2 protein-coding genes are annotated in these 1,228 nt (G+C 66.7%); both read left to right on the top strand.

All coding sequences use genetic code 11. The features are described 5' to 3' along the window. Positions 1–626: FAD-dependent oxidoreductase (locus tag FJ694_RS36500; protein WP_157272400.1), on the top strand; the 626-nt coding region annotated here is incomplete at its 5' end. Between the two features lie 175 nt (positions 627–801). Next, on the top strand, positions 802–1,122 hold the full coding sequence (locus FJ694_RS36495; protein ID WP_157272370.1) for a sarcosine oxidase subunit delta: 321 nt from the start codon (positions 802–804) through the stop codon (positions 1,120–1,122). The last annotated feature ends 106 nt before the right edge of the window (positions 1,123–1,228 follow it).

Below are 1,228 nucleotides of genomic sequence, written 5' to 3'. Positions count from 1 at the left end.
CGGGCCTGGACATCCAGAACGGGCGCGTGCAGGGCGTGCAGACCAGCCAGGGCTACGTCAAGGCCAGCCGCGTGGGCTGCGTGGCCGCCGGCCACTCCTCGGTGCTGGCGCGCATGGCCAGCATCCGGCTGCCCATCGAGAGCCACCCGCTGCAGGCCTTCGTCTCGGAGTCGATGCAGCGCGTCATCGACACCGTGATCATGAGCAACCACGTGCACGGGTATCTCAGCCAGTCCGACAAGGGCGAGCTCGTCATCGGCGCGGGCATCGACAGCTACCTGGGCTACGGCCAGCGCGGCAGCCCGCACGTCATCGACCACACCGCCGCGGCCATCATCGAGCTGTTCCCGCAGTTCTCGCGCGTGCGCATGAACCGGCAGTGGGGCGGCATCGTGGACGTCTCGCCCGACGCCTGCCCGATCATCAGCAAGACCAGGGTGCAGGGCCTGTACTTCAATTGCGGCTGGGGCACCGGCGGCTTCAAGGCCACGCCCGGCTCGGGCCACGTCTTCGCCCACACCATTGCCAACGACCGGCCGCACCCGCTCAACGAGGCCTTCTCGCTGGACCGCTTCTCCACCGGCCACCTCATCGACGAGCACGGCGCCGCCGCCGTCGCGCACTGAACCTTGTTCACTTGGGTCGAGAGATAACCCGTTCGCACTGAGGTATCGAAGTGCGAAGCCGCCAGGCTGCGATGGCGGCTTCGCAGCGGAGGCCGTTCATCCTTCGATACCTCAGGACGAACGGAATCTTCAGTGACATGAGTGAAGTGAGCTGAAAGCCGAAAAGGACATCGACATGCTCAGACTGCATTGCCCCTACTGCAACGAGCTCCGCGACGAAGAGGAGTTCAGCTACGCCGGCGAGGCCTTCATTGCCCGCCCCGACAAGCCCGAGAGCGTGGACGACGCCACCTGGGGCGACTACCTCTTCATGCGCCGCAACCCCAAGGGCTGGTTCTGGGAGCAGTGGCAGCACAGCGCCGCGTGCCGCAAGGTCTTCGCGGTGCGGCGCAACACCGCCACCTACGAGATCTCCGGCACCTGGACGCTGGCCGAGGCCAAGCCGCTGTTCGAAGCCGAAGTCGAGCAGGAACAAACCCAAGGAGTCCGCGCATGACCGCCCAACGCGTTGAAGTCGCCGGCGCGCGCATCGACACGCGCCGCAAGGTGACCTTCACCTTCGACGGCAAGCCGCTCACCGGCTACGCCGGCGACACGCTCGC

This window comes from Azohydromonas aeria, from assembly GCF_009760915.1.
GTDB lineage: Bacteria > Pseudomonadota > Gammaproteobacteria > Burkholderiales > Burkholderiaceae_C > Azohydromonas > Azohydromonas aeria.
This window is presented reverse-complemented; position numbering and strand designations above follow the sequence as displayed.